16 protein-coding genes are annotated in these 18247 nt (G+C 65.9%); 10 read left to right on the top strand and 6 right to left on the bottom strand.

Translation table 11 applies throughout. The features are described from left to right. The first annotated feature begins 6 nt into the window (after positions 1-6). Positions 7-921 carry a MetQ/NlpA family ABC transporter substrate-binding protein gene (locus tag ACLQ7E_RS05830; RefSeq protein WP_411731628.1) on the top strand — a complete coding sequence of 305 codons (915 nt, stop codon included), beginning with the start codon at positions 7-9 and terminating at the stop codon, positions 919-921. 83 nt (positions 922-1004) lie between these two features. Here ACLQ7E_RS05830 and ACLQ7E_RS05825 read toward each other — a convergent pair whose 3' ends face one another. Beyond that, positions 1005-1433: a DoxX family protein gene (locus ACLQ7E_RS05825; RefSeq protein ID WP_411731627.1), complete on the bottom strand. Its 429-nt coding sequence runs from the start codon at positions 1431-1433 to the stop codon at positions 1005-1007. Between the two features lie 239 nt (positions 1434-1672). Between ACLQ7E_RS05825 and ACLQ7E_RS05820 the strand changes: the two genes are divergently transcribed. Continuing rightward, positions 1673-2452 carry a polysaccharide deacetylase family protein gene (locus ACLQ7E_RS05820; protein WP_411731626.1) on the top strand — a complete coding sequence of 260 codons (780 nt, stop codon included), beginning with the start codon at positions 1673-1675 and terminating at the stop codon, positions 2450-2452. 117 nt (positions 2453-2569) lie between these two features. On the opposite strand, the gene ACLQ7E_RS05815 is transcribed toward ACLQ7E_RS05820, so the two are convergent. The 3 genes from ACLQ7E_RS05815 to ACLQ7E_RS05805 form a co-directional block, all read right to left on the bottom strand. Then, the gene (locus tag ACLQ7E_RS05815) at positions 2570-3328 is read right to left on the bottom strand and encodes an amino acid ABC transporter ATP-binding protein (RefSeq protein WP_411731625.1); all 759 of its coding nucleotides are present in this window, start codon (positions 3326-3328) and stop codon (positions 2570-2572) included. Then, on the bottom strand, positions 3325-4725 hold the full coding sequence (locus ACLQ7E_RS05810) for an amino acid ABC transporter substrate-binding protein/permease (RefSeq protein ID WP_411731661.1): 1401 nt from the start codon (positions 4723-4725) through the stop codon (positions 3325-3327). The genes ACLQ7E_RS05815 and ACLQ7E_RS05810 overlap by 4 nt, the downstream gene beginning before the upstream one ends. 246 nt (positions 4726-4971) lie before the next feature. Then, positions 4972-6402 carry a serine hydrolase domain-containing protein gene (locus tag ACLQ7E_RS05805; RefSeq protein WP_411731624.1) on the bottom strand — a complete coding sequence of 477 codons (1431 nt, stop codon included), beginning with the start codon at positions 6400-6402 and terminating at the stop codon, positions 4972-4974. A 128-nt stretch (positions 6403-6530) separates the two neighbouring features. Between ACLQ7E_RS05805 and ACLQ7E_RS05800 the strand changes: the two genes are divergently transcribed. The 3 genes from ACLQ7E_RS05800 to ACLQ7E_RS05790 all read left to right on the top strand — a co-directional run bounded on the left by ACLQ7E_RS05800 (position 6531) and on the right by ACLQ7E_RS05790 (position 11535). Continuing rightward, positions 6531-8159, top strand: coding sequence for an alkaline phosphatase D family protein (locus ACLQ7E_RS05800; RefSeq protein ID WP_411731623.1), 1629 nt, complete (start codon positions 6531-6533; stop codon positions 8157-8159). A 146-nt stretch (positions 8160-8305) separates the two neighbouring features. Continuing rightward, on the top strand, positions 8306-10468 hold the full coding sequence (locus tag ACLQ7E_RS05795; RefSeq protein WP_411731622.1) for a S9 family peptidase: 2163 nt from the start codon (positions 8306-8308) through the stop codon (positions 10466-10468). Then, positions 10465-11535, top strand: a complete 1071-nt coding sequence (locus ACLQ7E_RS05790; protein WP_411731621.1) for a GNAT family N-acetyltransferase — start codon at positions 10465-10467, stop codon at positions 11533-11535. The genes ACLQ7E_RS05795 and ACLQ7E_RS05790 overlap by 4 nt, the downstream gene beginning before the upstream one ends. 74 nt (positions 11536-11609) lie before the next feature. On the opposite strand, the gene ACLQ7E_RS05785 is transcribed toward ACLQ7E_RS05790, so the two are convergent. Next, positions 11610-11969, bottom strand: a complete 360-nt coding sequence (locus ACLQ7E_RS05785) for a hypothetical protein (protein WP_411731620.1) — start codon at positions 11967-11969, stop codon at positions 11610-11612. Positions 11970-12226: 257 nt separating this feature from the next. On the opposite strand from ACLQ7E_RS05785, the gene paaI reads away from it, so the two are divergent. The 4 genes from paaI to ACLQ7E_RS05765 all read left to right on the top strand — a co-directional run bounded on the left by paaI (position 12227) and on the right by ACLQ7E_RS05765 (position 15551). After that, positions 12227-12667, top strand: coding sequence for a hydroxyphenylacetyl-CoA thioesterase PaaI (gene paaI / locus ACLQ7E_RS05780; protein WP_411731619.1), 441 nt, complete (start codon positions 12227-12229; stop codon positions 12665-12667). Positions 12668-12718: 51 nt separating this feature from the next. Further along, positions 12719-14038 (top strand): AMP-binding protein, encoded by a 1320-nt coding sequence (locus ACLQ7E_RS05775; RefSeq protein ID WP_411731618.1) that lies wholly within the window; start codon positions 12719-12721, stop codon positions 14036-14038. 105 nt (positions 14039-14143) lie between these two features. Next, positions 14144-14761, top strand: a complete 618-nt coding sequence (locus ACLQ7E_RS05770; RefSeq protein WP_411731617.1) for a TetR/AcrR family transcriptional regulator — start codon at positions 14144-14146, stop codon at positions 14759-14761. An 88-nt stretch (positions 14762-14849) separates the two neighbouring features. Further along, positions 14850-15551, top strand: a complete 702-nt coding sequence (locus ACLQ7E_RS05765) for a nicotinamide mononucleotide transporter (RefSeq protein WP_411731616.1) — start codon at positions 14850-14852, stop codon at positions 15549-15551. A 96-nt stretch (positions 15552-15647) separates the two neighbouring features. Here the strand turns inward: ACLQ7E_RS05765 and ACLQ7E_RS05760 are convergent, their stop codons facing one another. Then, positions 15648-16226 (bottom strand): GNAT family N-acetyltransferase, encoded by a 579-nt coding sequence (locus ACLQ7E_RS05760; protein WP_411731615.1) that lies wholly within the window; start codon positions 16224-16226, stop codon positions 15648-15650. A gap of 281 nt (positions 16227-16507) precedes the next feature. On the opposite strand from ACLQ7E_RS05760, the gene ACLQ7E_RS05755 reads away from it, so the two are divergent. After that, positions 16508-18184, top strand: coding sequence for a thiamine pyrophosphate-dependent enzyme (locus ACLQ7E_RS05755; protein ID WP_411731614.1), 1677 nt, complete (start codon positions 16508-16510; stop codon positions 18182-18184). Positions 18185-18247: the final 63 nt, after the last annotated feature.

Raw genomic sequence — 18247 nt, 5'->3', positions numbered from 1 at the left:
CTCCCCATGACCATCACCGATCCCAAGACCGACACCGGACCCGAGTCCCACGGCTTCACAATAAGCAAGAAAAAGAAGTGGCCATGGGCCCTCGGCGCCATCGCCCTCGCTGCCGCCATCGCAGCGGCCGCAATCATCAACTCCAACGCCGGCGACAAGTCGCCGAATACCGTTGCCGGAGCCACGTTGACCGTGGTCACCGCCGAGGGCAACCACGCCGAGCAGGCGCTGGTGAACTTCGTGGCCGAGGAAATCGCCCCCAAGTACGGCATCAAGGTGGCCTTCAAGGGGCTGGCCGACTCGACCACGCTGAACCGCGCGGTGTCCACCGGCGAGGTCGCCGGAACCATTTACCAGCACAAGCTCTGGCTCTCCCAGGTGCTTGAGGCCAACCCAGACTTCAAGCTCACCGCCGCCACCCCGGTCTTCCGCTGGGGCTTCGGGATCTGGAGCGAGAAGTACAAGTCCGTTGAGGAGATCCCCGACGGAGCCACGATTTCCCTGTACTCCGATCCTGCCAACGAGGCCCAGGGCCTGTGGCTGCTGGAGCGCGCCGGGCTGATCAAGCTCGCCGACGGCGTCGATAAGTGGAAGGCAACCCAGAAGGACATCGCCGAGAACCCCAAGGACCTTAAGTTCAAGCTGCTTGACTTCGGCGCCCAGTCCCGCGCCCTGCCGGACCTGGATGCAGCGGTGGGCTACACCGAGTACTACGTCTCGGCCAAGGTTCCGCTCGAGCAGCAGATCTACGCCCCGGCGGCACCCGACGAATTCGCCGGGCAGCTGACCATCGGCGCCGAATTCCAGGACACCGAGAACGTGAAAAATCTGGTCAAGGCGTTCCAGGATCCCGCGGTGCAGGAATTCCTGCGCACCGACCCGGCCGTCAAGGATCTCTTGATTCCGATCGACGCCAAGTAGACCTTCGGGAAAATGAGAAAACCCCCGTGGACGCCGGATTCAACCGGTGCCCACGGGGGTTTGCTTCGTCTACGCCTTGGCGACTAGGCGGCGAGGCGGGGAAGAATGAAACGGTCCAGGGAAATGCGACCCGCGCCCAGCAGCGCGATGGCAGCGGCACCTGCGGCAAGTGCCAGCACGAGCTCGAAGCCGCCGACCTCGACGAACACGCCCGCCGAGGCATGCACCAGGAACAATGCGCCGAGCATGTTCACGGTCAGCAGCACGGCGAAGATGCGGGTGAGCACGCCGAGGATCAGCGCGATGCCGCCAACGATCTCAAGGGTTGCAACCACTGGGGCCACCAGGCCGGCCGCGGGAACGCCCATCTGGCCGAATGCGGCGGTGGTGCCGTCCAGGGTGAACTGGAAGAACTTCTGCCAGCCGTGGGCGGCGAAGAGGAAGCCGATGACGATGCGCAGCGTCGTCTGTGCGGCGGTTGCCAATGCGGGGTTCTTTAATGCGTTGTCCATGAAAAATCCTTAGGTCGATTCGTCGCAACCGTGCCCCGGCATGGAGGTCGGCCGCGGCGGGCCGGTTCATCCGGTCCGCAAGCTCATAACAACCATGCCATAAACTTAGTTGAACCTTCAAGTGATGTGAGATACGCCTCACGCCCGAGAGGGCATCCGGGCCGCCCGGTACGTCACAAATGGCCGAAACAGCGTGCCGGTTGAGGAACCTCGCAGGTTGAGGAGCGAGTATTGCCATCATGGTTTTCCGTTCTAACGTTCTTCGCACCCTCGGCGCCTCGGCGCTTCTCCTCCTCCTGGCCGGCTGTAGCGCCCCACTCAGCGCGCATTGGCAGGGGTTCCCTCCGGCGCCACAGGCCAAGCCGGGCACGGCGGAAACGGACTCCGCGCCGGCTCCCGCCGGCCCCGACTGCGCGGAGGTCAAGTGCGTGGCGCTGACCTTTGACGACGGGCCCGGCCCCTACACCGAGTCGCTGCTCGACGTCCTGGATGAGCACGATGCCAAGGCGACGTTCTTCCTGATCGGCATTGACGTCGCGAAGCACCCCGACATCGTGCGTGACGAATTCGCCAGGGGGCATGAGCTCGGAAACCACACCTGGTCGCACCAGGACCTCGCCAAGCTGTCCCCGGACGCTGGCCAGCGCGAGTTGCGCAAGGCGAACGATGCCATCAAGGAGGCCACCGGCGCCGCCCCGACGGTGATGCGCCCCCCATACGGCACGATTACAGAGAGCCTGAAGAAGTCACAACCCGTACCGGTGGTGATGTGGAGCGATGACACCCTGGACTGGAAGACCCGCAATGCCAAGAAGACCATCAAGGCGGCCGAGAACATCGAGCCCGGGTCCATCGTCCTGATGCACGACATCCACAAATCCACCATCGACGCCATGCCGAAGATCCTGACCGACCTTGAGTCGCAGGGCTACCATTTCGTCACCGTCAGCCAGCTGGTCGGCAGCCCCAAGCCCGGAGTCGCCCACAAGACGGGCCAGCAGCCGGCCGCCACGAACTGAGCAGCCGGTCCGCCCGGCAGCCACGAACACAAAGGCCCGCACCGCCCCGCAGGAGCCCCTGGGATGGGGCCTGCGGGGCAGTGCGGGCCTTGCGTGTAGCCAGGGAACAATCCCCGCTTAGAGGACCTTGGAGAGGAACTCCTTGGTGCGGTCCTGCTGGGGGTTGCCGAACAGCTCGGCCGGCGGGCCGGACTCGCAGACCACGCCGTCGGCCATGAAGACCACGCGGTCGCCAATCTCCTTGGCGAAGCCCATTTCGTGGGTCACCAGGACCATGGTCATGCCCTCGGCCGCCAGGTCGCGAATGACCTGGAGGACCTCGCCGACCATCTCCGGGTCCAAGGCGCTAGTGGCCTCGTCGAAGAGCATGATGCCGGGGCTCATGGCCAACGCGCGGGCGATGGCCACACGCTGCTTCTGGCCGCCGGAGAGCGACGCCGGACGGGCATCTGCCTTCTCCTTCAGCCCCACGCGCTCAAGCAGCTTCAGCGCCTGTTCGCGGGCCTCGGCCTTGGTCGCCTTCTTCAGCTCCACGGGGGCCAGCATGATGTTCTCCACCACCGACATGTGCGGGAAGAGGTTGAAGTGCTGGAACACCATGCCCACGTGGCGGCGCACCTCGTTGATGTCGACCTTCGGGTCGGTCACGTCGAATCCGTCGACGATGACGTGGCCGGCGGAGATCTCCTCGAGCTTGTTCAGGCAGCGCAGCAGCGTGGACTTTCCGGAGCCCGAGGGCCCGATCACGCACACCACCTCGCCCTCGGCGATTTCGACATCGATGCCCTTGAGCACCTCGTTGGTGCCGAAGGACTTGCGCAGACCCTTGACGGCGATCTTCGCCTCGCGCGGCGAGGCTGGGGTTGCTTCACTCATTTGTTGAACTTCCTATCCGCGAAGTTGGCCAGTTTGGTCAGCGCCATGATGGCGACGAAGTAGATGACGCCGACGATCAGCAGCGTCTCGGTGACCCGGAAGTTGGACGCGTAGATCTGCTGGCCCTGGTAGAGCAGCTCGGTAAATCCGATGGCCAGCAGCAAGGACGAGTCCTTGAGCATGATGATCAGCTGGTTGATCAGCGAGGGGGTCATCATCTTGAAGGCCTGCGGGACCACGACCTTCTGCATGGACTTGCCGTAGCCAAGGCCCAGCGAGCGGGATGCCTCCAGCTGTCCGGGGTCCACGGACTGGATGCCGCCGCGCACGATCTCGGCCACGTAGGCGCCGGAGTTCAGCGACAGGGTCAGCACGCCTGCGACCCAGATGCTGATCGGCTGCCCGGTCAGCTGCGGGATGCCGAAGTAGAACATGAATGCCCACAGCAGCAGCGGGGTGCCGCGGAAGACGTTTACGAACGTGGTGGCGATGCCGCGCAGCACGATGTTGTGGGAGATCTTCATGAACCCTGCCAGCAGGCCCAGGACCATCGCCACGGCGAAGGAAATGGCCGTCACCAGGATGGTGTTGCCGAGGCCCTTCATCAATGCCGGGAGCGATTCGGTGAGCAGCTCCCAGAAGCTGGTGGGAACCGCGGCGGTGGGATCGGCGAGGTACTTGTCCAGGATCTGGTCGTATTCGCCGCTGGCCTTCAGCTTGGCCAGGCCGTCGTTGAAGGCGGCCAGCAGGGCGGAGTTGTTGCCCTTGTCGACAGCAAAACCGTAGGAACCGCCCGGAACCTTGTCGGTCACGGTCTTGAGCCCGTTGTTCTGGGCCACGCCGTAGGCGAGCACCGGGTAGTCGTCGAAGACCGCCACGGCGGAACCTGCCTTCACCGATTCGTACATGGTGGCCGACTGGTCAAGCGCGGTGACCTCGAAACCGTATTGCCCGGCGATCGACCTGGCGTAGGTTTCGCCCTCTGACCCGGTCTTGGCGACCACGGTCTTGCCGTTGAGGTCTTCGTAGCCCTTGATGGCGTCATCGTTCTTGGCGACGGCCATCTGGATTCCCGACTCAAAGTAGGGTTCGGAGAAGTCGTAGATGGCCTTGCGCTCGTCGGTGATCGACATGCCCGCAATGACGCCGTCGACCTGGTTCGAGGACAGCGCCTGCAAGGCCGCGTTGAAGCCGAGCGAGCGGATCTCTACAGTGAAACCCTCTTCCTCGGCAATCGCCCGGACGAGGTCCATGTCGATGCCTGTCAGCTCGCCGTTCTGGCGGAACTCGAAGGGCGCGAAGGTGGTGTCGGTGCCGATGACAAAGGTCTTGCCTTCGACTCCCGAGTCGGCGGGTGCTGCCAGGGCGGCGCCGGCGCCGCCGAGCAGCACGAACATGCCCACGAGCCCGGCAATCACCGCCCTGAGCCAGGTCCGTGGACCTCGAGTCTTACTTGACGTCTTCAAGGGTCGTTCACTCTCCTTTTTGTTCGTTGTCTCCGCCTTCGGGGTATGAGGGCGCTAACACGGGTCATAGCCTAGGTGCTCTTGACCTCCGGCGATACCAACCACGCGGCGGTGTGCCGCATCGGTTGGACATCCCGCGTGGTTGGTTTCCATCGCGTGACTGCACAAAACCACACATTATACCGGGGCCTGGAGCACGCGCGGAACCCGGAAGTCCGCCAGCCGCGTGAAGAGGATGCCGCCGGGGCCGCGCACGGCGGCGGCACCGTGTTCGTCGAGATCGAAGGAAAGCTCCTCCCCGTACCCGGCAAAGCCATTGGGGTCCGCGGATCCCAGCGTCGTCCCGTCCACGTATTCCAGCGGCCTGGCGATCTCGGGCTTGGGTGCTTCGCCCGGGGCCAGCCAATAGAGCTTGCCGCCGAGTTCGGCAATGTCCACCACGTCCCAGAGCGAGGCGAACCGGCCGGTGAAGCGCCGAAGCACCGCCGGGTCAACTGACGCCCAGGAATCGGGCACCGGTGCCTCGGCGAGCGCCGCGAGGGCAAAGAGCGCTTCGCCCCAGGCGGTGGCCGGGCCGTCGACGGCGTTGGTGAGCATGCTGAGCACCACTCCGGTTTCGGGCACCGCCCAGGAACGGGTGATGTGTCCCGGGTATCCGCCGCTGTGGCCAAAGGTAAGCCGACCGGCGACCTTCTGCACGATGAACCCCAGGCCATAGCCGCGCCCCGGGGTCCCGGAGTCCTCCGCCTGGCGCTGCATGCGGCGCTTGGAATCATCGCCCAGCACGCTCGGGCTTGCCCCCAGGAGGTGGGAGCCGAAGTAGGTGGCCATGTCCCTGGCCGTGGAATAGAAACCGGTGGCCGCCGCGAGCGCGTGGGTGGCGATGTGCTCGATTTCGGTGCGGTCCTCCAGCGCGTGGTTGCTTCCGGCGAGCGCGAGCGGACCGTAGCCGGCGGCGAGCCCGGGCGCGCGGGCGTCGAGGTCTGGCCCCGTGTCCGTCAACTCGAGCGGTGTCAGGATGCGGGCTTCCACGAAGTCGGCGTAGCTTTGCCCCGCGGCGGCCTCGATGACCAGGCCCAGCAGCCCGTACCCGATGTTGCTGTACTTGAAGTGTTCGTTGCGCTCCAGCACCTTGCCCCTCCGGGCGATCTCCAGCACCTCTGATGCGTCGGGGAAGGGACGGCCCAGGGTCCAGAAGTCGGCATTTGTCCCGTCGCGGATGATTCCCGCGGAGTGCGAGAGCAATTCCCCCACCGTCACCTCGCCCACGTCGCTGCCGGCCAGGGAGGTGAGCCACGCCTCCAACGGGTCTTCCAGCGAGAGCTTCCCGTCCTGGCGCAGGAGCATCACGGCGGTGGCGGTGAAGGTCTTGGAGTGGGAGGCGACCCTGAACAGGTGCGCATCGGTCATGGCCTCGGGCGGTGAGAGTCGCGCGTAGCCGCCGCTGAAGGCGCCAAGCAGTTCGCCGTTCACTGCCACGGCCCCCTGGAACCCGGGCTGCCGTGCCATCGCGCGGTCGAACTCCAGGAAGCCGGGCGCGTACGCCAGCACCGACTCCCAAATGGCCCTGGTGGGTTCCTGCCCTTGGACTCCGTGCGCTGTGCTCATGAAGCCATCCTGCCACCACGTGCCAAGTGGCCGGCACATTGGGCCCGCACGTCTGAGCGGCCAACGGTTGGGCAGCCGTTAACCGCGGCGCAAGGTTCCCGTTTCCGGCGTGAGGTTGGCTGGTTCCCATGGATATCTCCCCGCTCCCCGATCGCCGCTCGCTCTTGAAGGGCGCCGGCGCGCTCTCCGCCCTCGCCGTGACCTCCTTCGCCGCCCCCGCAGCCCTCGCTTCGGCGCGTCCGTCCGGCGTGCCGCTGGCGACCCGCCGCCTGACCCTGCCCTCGGGCATCTCCACCGGGGATGTCTCCACGAACTCCGCGGTCCTGTGGTCCCGTGCCTCGGGGCCGGGACGCCTGCACGCGGTGCTGCGCGCCGCCGACGAGCAGGGCAATCCGCTGAAGGGGCGTTTCGCCCGAACGGTGAAGTTCACCGGTCCCCAGGCGCACTCCGGCACCGACTTCACGGCCAAGATCAATGCGCGCGGGTTGCCCGCGGGCACGCGCTTCGACCTGGAGCTCTACTTCGAGGACGAATCGGGACGGCGCAGCGAGAGCGGCAGCGGTTCCTTCAGCACGGCACCCGCCCCCGGCAGGGGTCGGAACCACGAAACCGCTGCGCAGGGCTTCGTCTGGACCGCCGACACCGCCGGCCAGGGCTACGGCATCAACGAGGAGATCGGCGGGATGCGCGGCTATGCCGCCATGCACGCGACCAAGCCCGACTTCTTCCTGCACTCGGGCGACACCATCTATGCGGACGGGCCCATGTCTGCCGAAATGACCGAGCCGGACGGGAACATCTGGCGCAACGTCATCACCGAGGAGGTGTCCAAGGTCGCCGAGACCCTCAACGAGTACCGCGGCCGCCACCGCTACAACATGATCGATGCCAACCTGCGGGCCATGTACGCCCAGGTCCCGGTGATCGCGCAGTGGGACGACCACGAGACCGTGAACAACTGGTACCCGGGCGAGACCATCGACGATCCGCGCTACACCGTGCGCGACGTGGACACCCTGGCAGCCCGCGGCCGCCAGGCGTGGCAGGAATACATACCCATCGCCGACGCCCGTGCCCTGCGCCCGGGCACCGGGTTCGAGCCTTCCCGCATCTACCGCCAGGTCCGACGCGGCCCGCACCTGGACGTGTTCGCCCTGGACATGCGCTCCCACAAGGGCCCGAACACCGCGGGCCTGGAAACCGAGGAGACTTCCCTGCTGGGCGAGGAACAGCTGCAGTGGCTCATCTCCTCGCTGCGCGACTCGGACGCAACGTGGAAGGTCATCGGCAACGACCTGCCGCTGGGGCTGATCGTGCCCGACGGGAAGGCCCAGGAGTCGATCTCCAATGCCGAGCACGGCGCCCCGCTGGGTCGCGAGCTGGAGCTGGCCCGCCTGCTCTCGGAGATCAAGAAGCACGACATCAAGAACGTGGTGTTCCTGACCGGGGATGTGCACTACTGCGCGGCGCACCACTACTCCCCCGAGCGCGCAGCCTTCTCCGACTTCAACCCGTTCTGGGAGTTCGTTGCCGGGCCCATCAACGCCGGCTCCTTTGGCCCCAATGCGCTGGATGGGACCTTCGGCCCGCGGGTCGACTTCCAGCAGGCCGGCCCGACGATGGCCTCCCCGCGCTCGGGCGAGCACCAGTACTTCGGCCACGTGGATGTTGCAGGCGACGGCTCCGCATTCACCGTGAAGCTCATCAACGCCAACGGCGACGTGCAGTACACCCGGACGCTGAGCCCGCAGCGCTGATCCATTGCCGTCAGCACAGCCGGAGCGGTCCGGGGCCGAGTCGGGCCTTGGAACCGCTCCCTGTGGCGTTGGGACCGGAAGGTGTTTTTGTCCGCGTTGGGCGAAGCCATGGGCCTATTGGGGGGCATGTCGGATTGAATGGAAGCATGAGCCACGCCGAGCATGCACCCGCCGCACCGCAGACCCCCAAGGTCCCCACCGTTCGCACCCACCACGGGGACACCTTCACCGACGACTACGAATGGTTGCGGGAGAAGGACAGCCCGGCTGTCCGCGCCCACCTCGAGGCGGAAAACGCCTACGCCGAGGCAGTGACCGGCAACCAGCAGGCCCTGCGCGAGGCGATCTTCAACGAGATCAAGGCACGCACCGTGGAAACCGACCTCTCGGTCCCTGCCCGCAAGCGCGGCTGGTGGTACTTCACCCGCACGGCCGAGGGTTCCCAGTACGCCATCCACTGCCGCGTGGCTGCCACGGACACCGGGGACCTGGCCGCGGACTGGACCCCGCCGGGCATCGAGGCAGGCGTGGCGATCGAGGGCGAGCAGGTCCTGCTGGACGGCAACCAGGAGGCCGAGGGCAAGCCCTTCTTCTCCCTGGGCGGCATGGCCGTGAGCGAAGACGGCACCCTGCTGGCCTACGCGCAGGACAATGCAGGCGACGAGCGCTTCACCCTGCGCATCAAGAACCTGTCCACCGGGGAGCTGCTACCCGACACCATCGAAAATGTGTTCTATGGCCTGTCGTTCTCCCCCGACGGGCGACGGGTCTTCTACACCGTGGTCGACGACTCGTGGCGCCCCCACCAGATCAAGGCACACACCCTGGGCACGGATCCCTCCACCGATACCGTGGTGTTCCAGGAGGACGATCCGGGCATGTGGCTGGGCTTCGACCTCTCGGCGGACCGCACCGAGCTGTTGGTCTCCATCGGCAACTCCGAATACTCCGAGACCCTCACCCTTGACCTGCTCGACGAACAAGCGGTCCCGGTGATGCTCATCTCCCGCGAGCACCGCATCCTGCACTCGGCCGACCCCGTCACCCTCGACGGCGAGCGCGCCTATGTCCTGACCCACGACCGCGACGCGCTGAACAACATGGTCTCCCTGTTGCGCGCCGACCAGATCCCCCTGCCCTACGCGCAGCAGCGCTGGGAGACGGTGCTCGAGCACCGCGACACCGTCAAGGTCGAAGGCACCGCCGCCACAGCCACCCACCTGGTTGTTTCGGTGCGCAAGGACACCACCGAACGCGTCCAGATCCTGCCCCTGGCCGGGCTCGGCACCCCCGACCAGCAGCCAGCGGCGGAGCCCGCCTTCGACGAGGAGCTCTACACCTGCTCGCTGGCCAACGCGGAGCTCGAGGCACCGATGATCCGCCTGTCCTACACCTCGGACTTCACCCCGGCGCGCGTCTACGACTACACCCTGGCGAACGGGACCCTGTCCCTGCGCAAGCAAACCCTGGTCAACGACTACGACCCTGCCAACTACCGCGCCACCCGCGAGTGGGCCACCGCGGCGGACGGCACCCAGATCCCGCTGACCATCCTGCGCCGGGCGGAGATCACCAACGAGTCCCCCAACCCGGTGCTCATCTACGGCTACGGCAGCTACGAGATGTCCATGGACCCGGGATTCGGCATCCCCCGGCTCTCCCTGCTGGACCGCGGCGTCGTCTTCGTCATCGCGCACGTGCGCGGCGGCGGCGAACTGGGCCGCCAGTGGTACCTGGACGGGAAGAAGCTGACCAAGAAGAACACCTTCACCGACTTCGTGGACGCCACCCGGCACCTCCTGGACACCGGCTGGGCCGACCCCCGGCGCATCGTCGCCCTCGGCGGCTCGGCCGGCGGCCTGCTCATGGGCGCGGTGGCGAACCTCGCCCCGCAGCTCTACTCCGGCATCATCGCCCAGGTCCCGTTCGTGGACGCGCTGACCTCCATCCTGGACCCGGACCTGCCCCTCTCCGCGCTGGAATGGGAGGAATGGGGAAACCCGATCGAAGACCCGGCGGTGTATGCGTACATGAAGGCCTACACCCCGTACGAGAACGTTTCGGCGCTGCCCTACCCGAAGATCGCCGCTGTCACCTCGCTGAACGACACCCGGGTGCTGTACGTCGAGCCGGCAAAGTGGGTCGCGAAGCTGCGCGAGGAAACCACCGGCACCGCACCCATCGTGATGAAGATCGAGATGGACGGCGGGCACGGAGGCGCCTCGGGCCGCTACGAGGGTTGGAAGACCCGCGCCTGGGACTACGCCTTCGCCCTTGACACCCTGGGCCTGAACCCCGGCGGCGCTTGAGCACCCCGCCCATCCGGCCGGCAGCGGTCCGGAACCTCGGGGACGACCCGCGGTTCCGGGCCCTGCTCACCCTTGCCAGTGACGCCACGGGCACTGCACTCGATGCCCTACTCGAACGCGTCGCGGACATGGGCCTGCTGGTGGCCTTCGATGGCCACGGCGCCCCCGTGGCCCTGGCCGTGTACCAGCGCCTGGATCGCCACGCCGTGGAGATCGAATGCCTTGCCGTTGCCCCGGGACAGCGGCACGGCGGCGTGGCCACCGCCCTGGTACACCGGGTCCGGGAGATGTCGGCCGCCATGGTCGTGGCGCGCACCGACGAGGACGCCATCGGCTTCCACCGGGCCGCCGGATTCCACATCAGCGATTCCCCGTCCGACCAGCGCAAGCCCGGGCGCCGACGCTACCTCTGCGTGCTGCCCCACGCGCCCCTGGTGCGGGACCCCGAGCCCGATGACGGCAGCGTCGAGTGGATCCACGGGGCGCCCGCCCCTGCGCCGGTGCTCATCGTCGCCCCCTCGCCGGCCTGGCCACGGGACTTCACGGCGCTCGCCGGGGCCATCCGTGACACCCTCGGGGACCGGGCGCTGGCCATCGAGCACCTGGGTTCCACCTCGGTGCCCGGACTGCCGGCCAAGCCGATCATCGACGTGGTGCTGACCGTGGAGGATCCGGACCGGGAAGAGCGCTATGTGCCCTTGCTTGAGGCGGCGGGTTTCGTTTTCCGCCTGCGCGAGACCGGCTGGTACCGCCACCGGCTCCTGGTAGCCGGCCCCGGTTCAGGCCTTCCGGCCGCCAATGTCCACGTCTTTGCCCCGGGTTGCCCGGAGACCGCCCGGATGACCGCTTTCCGTGATTGGCTGCGCACCCATGAGGCCGACCGTCTCGCCTACGCGCGGATCAAGCGCAACACGGCAGCGGCAACCAATGAATGCGGAGGCGGAGCGGGGCTGGTGATGGACTACAACAGGGCCAAGGAACCATTCATCCGCGCCCTCTACGCCAAGATCCACCAGGGCCTGAGTGGAAGCGGTCCCGACATGCCCATCCCGGGACCGGACATGTAGCAGCGCCCCCGGCGATGTGAACCGGGGACGCCGTCACATTTACGGTTCAGTGCCGATCCACGGACGCGGCGACACTACCCCTGTTGGTGCTCCAGCTTGTGGGAGCTGTCGATGCTCGGCTTCATCGCCAGCAACGTTGCAACCACGGCTATGCCGCCACCGATCCAGGCCGTCAGTGCAGGGACGTTCGACCCGGCAAACGACCCCAACCCGGGCAGGATGATGGCCACCATCGCGGCCAGGAGCTGCCCAACCTCGATCCCATACAGGTTTGGCCCGCCCAGATTGATCAGGCCGACCGCAAACAGCAGTGTCCCGGTGGTGATCAACAGCGGCACGGAATTCCCGATGCCCTCGGACCACAGGGGTGTCAATGCCATGACAAGACCCACGATAACCACGGCCCAGTCTTCCCAGCGCCTCCACCTACGCATCTACGCTCAACTCCTTTGGCACGGTAGATTCATTCCATTTTCAAGTCTCGCCCGGCCCACTCGCTGCGAGTAGAGACTTTCGTCCCGCTGTTTCCCCGCCGCACCATGGGAAAGCGACTGGACGCTTGCGGCCGATTGGGCAAAACATGGCAACGACATGTCCCGCGAAAACTCGGGATTCCGCCCCTCCCGTCTTGACTTATCTCACTTTTCAGGATTACCTAATGATCGTTCGGTAAATAACTGAGAGGTCTTCCATGAGCGACACTGGCGTCGATGCACCGCTGATGCATCCCATCCTGAGAAACGACTACGCGGCCAAGTGGTTGGGCATCGAGGTGCTGAAAGTTGCCGACGGTCACGCAACCATCTCCATGGAGCTGCGCCAGGAAATGCTCAACGGATTCGGCATCGCCCACGGCGGGATGATCTTCGCCCTCGCCGACACCGCGTTCGCCATGTCATGCAACCCGCACACCGGTTCCGCGGACACCATCACCGTGGCCGTCGGCGTTGACATCAACTTCCTCAAGCCCGGCATCCCCGGCCGGACCCTGACCGCCGTGGCCAACCGCCGCCAGCAATCCGGACGCAGCGGCATCTACGACATCCAGGTCCTCCAGAGCGTCCCGGACGCCGACGACGAGGTGCTGGCCGAATTCCGTGGCCGCTCCCGCACCATCCCCAAGCGTTCCTGAGACCCAGACACACTCCCCCACCTCCCACAACATCGCACGTAAGGCCAAATCATGACCCAGACCTCCGCCCGGATCGAACTGCCCAACCCGTTGGATCCCGAAGAAACCATGAGCCGCGACCAGATCGAATCGATCCAGCTCACGCGCCTGCAGGACACGCTGGCCTACGCGTACGACCGGGTGCCGCTGTACAAGGAAAAGTACGACAGCGCCGGCGTACACCCGAGCGATTTGAAGGAACTGGCCGACCTTGCCAAGTTCCCCTTCACCGAAAAGGAAGACCTGCGCAAGACCTACCCGTTCGGCATGTTCGCCGTCCCGCAGCACGAGGTCGCCCGCATCCACGCTTCCTCCGGCACCACCGGCCGGGCCACCGTGGTCGGCTATACCCAACAGGACCTGGACGACTGGGCCAAGATGGGCGCGCGCTGCCTGCGCCTTTCGGGCGTGAAGCCGGGCTGGAAGGTCCACAACGCCTACGGTTACGGCCTGTTCACCGGCGGCCTGGGGGCCCACGCCGCCGCCGAGCGCCTCGGCACGACCGTGATCCCGATGTCCGGCGGACAGACCGAGAAGCAGATCACCATGATCAACGACTTCGAGCCTGACGCAATCCTGTGCACCCCGACCTACCTGCTGACCATCGGCGATGCCATGCAGCGGGCGGGCATGGACCCGCGCAAGACCTCGCTGAAGGTCGCGGTGCTCGGCGCCGAACCGTGGACCGAGGAAATGCGCCACGAGCTCGAGGTCATGTTCGACATCGACGCCTGCGACATCTACGGGCTCTCCGAAGTCATGGGCCCGGGCGTCGCGGGTGAATCAAACGTCACCAAGGACGGCAGCCACATCTGGGAGGACCACTTCCGCCCGGAGATCATCGACGCCTTCGACCCCACCAAGGTCCTGGGCGACGGCGAGCACGGCGAGCTGGTGTTCACCTCGCTGACCAAGCAGGCGCTGCCGATCATCCGCTACCGCACCCACGACCTCACCCGGCTGCTGCCCGGCACCGCACGTCCGGGCCACCGCCGCATGGGCCGCATCACCGGGCGCAGCGACGACATGATCATCCTGCGCGGGGTCAACCTCTTCCCGTCCCAGATCGAAGAGATCGCCCTGCGCATCGATGGCCTTTCACCGCACTTCCAGCTGGAGATCACCCGGCCCGGGCGCATGGACCAGCTCGCGGTGAAGATCGAACGCCGCGAGGACTGCACCACCGACCGGGCGGAGGCCGCAGGCAAGGAACTCGCAGCGCAGATCAAGATCCATGTGGGATCGTCCTGTGCCATCCAGGTCGTCGACCCGGGAACCCTGGCCCGCTCCTCGGGCAAGCTGCGCCGCATCTACGACCTGCGCAACAAGTAGGTCCGCCGTTGCGCCGGGGCGGGATGGCCAACCAGCCTCCCGACCCCGGCGCATTCTTCCCGCCACCGATTTCCGGACCGACCGTTCGTGAGAGAATGAGGAATCATGACTGCCAGCATTGCAAACTCCTCACCGATCAAACGCGGCCGCCCCGGATACGACCAGGATTCGGTCCTGTCCATCGCTGTGGAAGTCTTCAACAAGCACGGCTACGACGCGACGTCGATGGGCAAGCTCGCTGAAAACCTGGGAATCAGCAAGTCCGCCATTTACCACCATGTGCCTTCCAAGGGCGACTTGCTGCGCCTGGCCCTCGACGAGGCGCTGGTCCCCCTCGAGGCCATCGCCGATGACGAGCGGGCCGTCATGGGCACCGCCGAGGAGCGCCTGAAGTTCTTCCTCCGCTCCACGATCCGGGTCCTGGTCAAGCGCCAGCAATACGTGACCCTGCTGCTGCGGCTGCGCGGCAACACGGAGATCGAGCGCGACGCGCTGGAGCGCCGCCGCGCGGTGGACCGCCGGGTCTCGGACCTCGTGGTGGAGGCCCAGCAGGAGGGCTCGTTGCGCAGCGACATCGATCCACGCACCGCCACGCGCCTGCTTTTCGGCACCATCAACTCGCTGGTCGAGTGGTTCCGGGAAGACGGAAACGTCACGGCGGAACAGGTCGAAGAGCACGCCATCACCATGATGTTCGATGGGTTACACCAGGGCGACCGATAGCCGCTCGAACCGCCAGACACGCTACGATCAATAGTTGAGGCATCGCACCGCCCCCACCGTTTTTCTTTGTGAATAGGCAGTATTCTTCGTGGACGAACTTTTCTACAATCTCTTCACCCAGGCCCCGGGAACCGATTCCGGAACCCAGGTGGCACTCTTTGCCGTCTCGGCACTGCTCAGCTGCATTGCCATGGTGGTGCTGGCCAGACGCAACGACCTGGGCTGGTGGGCCCAGATCCTGGCCGTCTTCGCCGGCCCCCTGGTCATCGCGCTGCAGTTCGAGGCCTCCATGCTCCTGTACGCCGTGCCGGCCCTGCTGGCCGCGGCCTTTGGCCTGTGGCGCTTCTCCCGGTTTGATAACTCCGGACGTTTTGGCCGCAAGGTCATCCAGCGTGGCTTCGGCATCAAGCCACTGCTGGCAGGCGTGTTGCTGGTGGTGGTTTTCACTGCCCTGCGGATGGGCCGCATGCTGACCTCCGGGTTCATCTTCACCGATGGCACGGCATCCTTGTGGATCTCCTTCGCCGCCGAGTCCGCGCTGGTCGTGGCCCTCATCGGCATCGCGTGCGGGTACCGCTGGGCCTGGTTGGCCAGCACAGTCTCGGCCATTGTCTATGTCGCCCTGCTCTTCGACACCAACCCCGCCCTGGCTTTGCTCGGCGTCACGGTCTTCCAGGCATTGGCGGGCATCTATGGCTGGTTCGCATGGCGGAACGTGCCCAGTGAACGTTCCATCAAGGCCGACGAGACAAAAAACGCGAAGTACCCGCCGAGCCCCTATACGGCATAGGCGCGACCGAGCACCGCTTCACTTCGCCATGGCCCGGAACCCATGAGGTTCCGGGCCTTTTGGGTCCCCGCAACGTGGCTGGTTCGTGGCGCCCGCCTATGGTCGGATGGGTAGCGGGATCACCCGCGCCGGGCCATCACTGCGCAGCCTGGCGCACGTCTGGACATCAAAACGTTCCGGCAAGCCCTGTTCGTCCAGATAACGCAGCTTGGCCCGCGCCAGGCCCTCCACCACGAACCCGGAGTTCCTTGCCACCGCCGCCGACTCCGGGTTGTTCGTTCTGTAGGCCAGCTCGAGGCGGAAGAGGCCCAGCGTCCCAAAACAGTGCCCTGCCAACGCAGCCGTGGCACGCGAGGCCAGGCCGGCTCCCCGCGCGCAGGAAGAAACCCAATAGGAGACCCACGCCGTTTCGTTGCGGCAATCAATGGAGCCGGCCATGACGTGCCCAACCGCTACTCCGTCCTTCTCGATGGCAAAGGCCACGGCGGACCCGTTGTCCGGGTCGATCCATGGCGCCACCCAACGCCGTGCCGCCGCCTCGGAATTCACCGGTTCCCCGGATTGGGCAGCCATGTCGTCGGCCCCAAAGGCCAGCAGAATCGATTCAATGTCGTCTGCCGAATCGGTCCACGGCCGCAAACGGCCAGCTGGTTGGGAGGCTGGATGGGGAGTCATGGTCCTACCCTAGGCCGGTGAGCCAATCCCTCGGTCGGCAGGTCCATTTCCCTTGGGTCCGAGCGGCGTTGCGCGCTGCCGGGGTTCTGGCGAAAAACAAGACATTGTGATCAACAACCCAATATGACAGAAGCGTTTCGTTGCATACTGCGGGCAAGTGGCGGACATCATGTACATTTGCTGGAACTTGAGATTTCGTTCGACCCCGGTGCGGCACAACGTAGTGCCCCACTTAGCAACATATGTCCCGTCTGCCACGGTGACTACAAGGAGCAATTGCCATGAGCGCCCAAACCCTAGAAGCACTCGCCGATGCCCAGGCCACGACGAAGAAGTCGGCCGGGCACATCATTGTCGACACCCTGGTTGCCCACGGCGTGGAACGCACCTATGTGATTCCCGGCGAAAGCTACCTGGACGTCTTGGACGGCCTGCACCACTCCCCCATTGAGACCATCATCTGCCGCCACGAGGGCGGCGCAGCCTACATGGCCGAAGCCGACGGCAAGATGCACCAGCGTCCGGGCATCGCCATGGTGACCCGCGGCCCGGGTGCCGCCAATGCACACGTGGGCCTGCACACCGCCTGGCAGGACTCGACCCCGATGGTGCTCTTCGTCGGCCTGATCCCCTTCGCACACCGCGACCGCGAGGCCTTCCAGGAATTCGACATCAAGGGCTGGTTCGACACCGGCGCCAAGCGCGTCATGGTCCTTGACCACCCCGAACGCGCCTCGGAGATTGTCGCCGAAGCCATGTTCGCCGCCATGAGCGGGCGTCCCGGTCCCGTCGTCGTTGGTCTTCCCGAAGACATCATCCGCGAAATGGTCGAGCCCTCCCTGCACCCGGTCATCCCGGTGGCCACCGGAGGCATGACGGTGACCGACTGGAAGCAGCTCAAGGCAGCGCTGGAGGAATCCACCAAGCCGCTGTTCGTCCTGGGCGGCAACGACTGGACCCAGGAAGGCACCACCGCGCTGACGTCATGGCTCGAGGAGCACAACCTGGCCGCCGCCGTCGAGTGGCGCTGCGAGGGAACTATCCCCTTCAGCTCCCCTTCCTACGTCGGCCCGATCGGCTACGGCCGCCCGAAGCCGACCTACGACCTACTCGAGGAAACCGACCTGCTGATCTTCGTCGGCACCGTCCCGGGCGACGTGATCACCGATGGTTTCCTGGTGCGCCAGGACTGGACCAAGAAGAACTTCCTGGTCACCATCGACCCGTCGCTGCGCGGCCGCTCAGGCCCCGTCTCGCACCAGATCGTCTCAAAGCCCGACGTCTTCGTGCGCGACCTGGTCATGATGGACTTCGCCGGGAAGCCGGAATGGAAGTCCTTCACCGAGCGCATGCGCGGCGAGCAGGAAAAGTTTGCGGCACTGCCCGCCGCGACCCCGTCCGAAGGCCCCGCCCGCATGGACACCATGATGGCCAACCTGGTGGCCGGCCTGCCGCACGACGCCATGATCACCCTGGGCGCCGGCGAGCACACCAACTGGGCACACCGCTACTTCCCCACCGAGGTTTACGCGGCAATGATTTCTGCACGCAACGGTTCCATGGGCTACTCGGTGCCCTCGGCCATTGCCGCATCGCTGAACTTCCCGGGCCGCCGCGTGGTCACGATTGCCGGCGATGGTGAGTTCCTCATGAACGGCCAGGAGCTGGCCACCGCCGCCCAGTACGGTGCCACCCCGCTGGTCATCGTGATGGACAACCAGGAATACGGAACCATCCGCATGCACCAGGAACGCCACTACCCCGAACGCATCTCGGGCAGGCAGCTCAAAAACCCGGACTTCGCGCTCATGGCCCAGGCCTTTGGCGGATTCGGTGTGCGGGTCGAAAACGACAGCGACATCCCGGCTGCACTTGAGGCCGCCCTGACGGCCATTGACGAGAAGGGCCAGTTCGCCCTGATCCACCTGATCGTGGAGCAGCGCGTCAAGGCCTACTGAGCCAGGTGCTGACGGGACGCGGGCTGCCAATTCTCGGTCAGCTGATCGCGGACGGGCTGGTCG

This window comes from Paeniglutamicibacter sp., assembly GCF_046714615.1.
In the GTDB taxonomy this organism is placed as follows: Bacteria; Actinomycetota; Actinomycetes; order Actinomycetales; family Micrococcaceae; genus Paeniglutamicibacter.
This window is presented reverse-complemented; position numbering and strand designations above follow the sequence as displayed.